This is a genomic window from Actinocrinis sp. (assembly GCF_035653575.1).
Lineage (GTDB): Bacteria > Actinomycetota > Actinomycetes > Streptomycetales > Catenulisporaceae > Actinocrinis.
This window is the reverse complement of the sequence record NZ_DASRBQ010000143.1, coordinates 1-2,598: the sequence shown is the minus strand read 5'-3', so window position 1 is coordinate 2,598 and position 2,598 is coordinate 1. Positions and strand designations below refer to the sequence as shown.

At 69.8% G+C, this 2,598-nt stretch carries 1 protein-coding gene; it reads right to left on the bottom strand.

Annotation, left to right across the window (positions count from 1 at the left end; translation table 11 throughout):
- Positions 1-2,544: transglycosylase SLT domain-containing protein (locus VFA06_RS20085; protein WP_324842185.1), on the bottom strand; the 2,544-nt coding region annotated here is incomplete at its 3' end.
- Between the last annotated feature and the right edge of the window lie 54 nt (positions 2,545-2,598).

Genomic DNA, 2,598 nt, shown 5'->3' with positions numbered 1-2,598 from the left:
GGTGAAGGTGCCGTTGTTCGACCAGTTCTCCCCGGCCGGACAGCCGACGATGTTCAGTGGTGTCTTGCCGGTGCCGAGTCCGACCTGTGCGGACACGATGATCGGGACGCCATTGGAGGTCGAGGGCACGGCCGCGGTGTCCAGCGAGCACACTGGCGGGTGCGGGTCGGTGACCGGGGGCTCACTCGAGCCGGCGCCCACCGTGTATGCCGCGGTGGCGCAGGTGCTGCAATTCGTGATGTAGCTGAACGGCAGATGCCACCAGCACTCGGAGTCGGCGAGGTTGCAGGTGCCGGGCGCGGGCGGGGCGGGTGGTGGCGCGGGCGGGGTGCAGTCGTCGCCCGCGGACGTGCAGAAGTTGTCGAAGGTGGGCACCTGCAGCCAGCTCTGGCCGTTGGCGTAGGTCGGCTTCGCGTAGGCGGACGAGCCCATCCGCTGCAGCGGGCTGCCCATCCAGCCGAGCACGCGCTCCTGGTAGGGCCAGTCCGCCGGGTGCGCGGCGTCGCCGTAGGTGGTCTTGAGGTACGGGAGGCGGTTGGGCGGGAAGGCCGGGTTGGCCGGGTTGTTCGCCCAGCCCAGACCCCACGTGCCGTCAGGACCCGTACACGAGGGTCCCGGAGTGCAGCCGGTGGTGTTGCCGTGCGCCGCGTTGGGCTCGATCCCGGTGTTGTACGCCCAGATCGCGTAGTACCAGTCCTCGAGGTAACGCGGGTCGCCGCCGTTGATCGTGATCCCGGCCGTATAGAGCTGGTTCCAGGTGTCCTCCAGGATCTGCAGGCCGGCCGCGATGTTCTCCTGGTAGTCGACGGCGATCTTCTCTTGACCGTGCAGGGAGTATTGCTGACCGGTCTGCGAGGCGCGCATGCCGGTGGTCACCTGCGAGATGCCGTAGCCACAGTCGGCGGCCGCATAGTTGATCGTCGAGATGGAACCAGCGGACCCGTAGTAGTCGGCGACGATCGGATCGCCCGCGATGCCGGGCAGTGCGTGCCAGGAGGCCTGGTCCCAGTTCGACTCCTGGGCCATGATCGCCTCGAACACCGAGCGCGGCACCGAGTTCCAGGAGTCGGAGGAGGGGTGATCGAGCGGGTGCGGCGGAAAGTCACTGCTCGGCGCATAGGCGGCCAGGCCCATGTTGTCGAAGTTCGCCGGCCGGGTGTACTGCGATCCGGTCAGCAGACCCTGCTCGGCCATCTGCACCGCCCAGTCCACTTGAGCGCTGCCCGGCTGCATGACCTGGAAGGTCGGATCGAGCCTAGGTACCGAGCAGGAGGGCGTCTGAGCCGCCGCGGACCGGACCGTCTTGGGCTGTCCGGCCGCGTCCGGCAGCGGTCTCGCGGCGCCGCCGGGTGGGGGCGGTGCAGCGAGCGAGCCCGGACCGCTCGCATGCGGTACACCGGCCGGGACGAGCGCGGAGAACGCCTCGGTCACCGCGGCGGCTGTCGTCGCGGAAGCACGCGTCACCACCCGGCCAGTCGAGGTGGCCAGGATCCTCGCGTCTCTGGTGGTCGTACTCTGCTGGTCGCCCAACAATGCGTCGCCGTCCAGCGAGGCTGCACGCACCGCGCCGAGCGGCCCGGCGCCGACTCGGCGCAGGGTTGACCCGCTCGCTAGGCCGTCCGCGCCGATGACCGTGTTGTGCCCACCGCGCCCCCCGAAGATCGCCAGACTGCCGGCGGGGCCGGTGCCTAGCGCGGTGACGTGGCCCGCGCGCTCGTGCATGATGGTCGCCGTCTTGGCGCCCGGTGTCATGGACAGGAAGTCCACTCCCCCGTCGGCGGCCGCCCGCAGCTCGAAGGGCTCTCCGCCTGCCGCGGCCACCTTCGTCGCCACGGCGTGCCCATTGGCGTCCGGCACACTCACCAGCTCTGAGCCGAGCGCGGCCACCGTGCCGCCCGAAACCGGCACCGCGCTGGTGAGTTCGCCGGCCACCGCCGTGCTGTGTTCGACCGCGCCGGTGGAGAGGTTCGCGGTGAGTATCTCCGTGGTCTGTTCCTGGTCGCCCAGGCTGACCGTGAACGCGGCGAGATCTCCGGTGCCGCAGCCGGGCGAGAAGTAGCGCAGCGCGACGCCGGTCGCGATCGGCCGTACCTTGCCGGTCTGCAGATCCACCGAGTACGCGAATGCGCCGTGCTCAAGCGCGGAGGTATTGTTGACCGCTGATGTCGGCAGCACAGCTACGGCTTCGTAGCGACCATCGCCCGACGTGCACTGATACCCGGTCCACGACGAGTCGTCCAGACCGTCCGGCCGCAGCAGCGCGACCTCGCGCCAGGCGAAACCGGAGCGCTCCGTCCCGACCTGAATGTGATAGCCCTGTCCGTCCCCGAACGCGTTGACCGCGATGTCGGGTGATTCCGAAGCGCCCGGTCCGAAGTCACCCGCGGTAGACGCACTGTCAGCACGCTGACGCGCGCTCGCCGGAGCAGATGCTCCGCTCGCGTGCGTGGCCGGGGTGGTAGTGGCGGCGAGGAGGGCGACGGTGGTGGCCACCGAGGTCCATCGCGGGACTCGGACGCGATGCCACGGCAGGTGAACGTTCAACTTCACTCCTCGGGCCAAGGCACGGAACGCAGCGGAACAGCGTGGCGGACCATC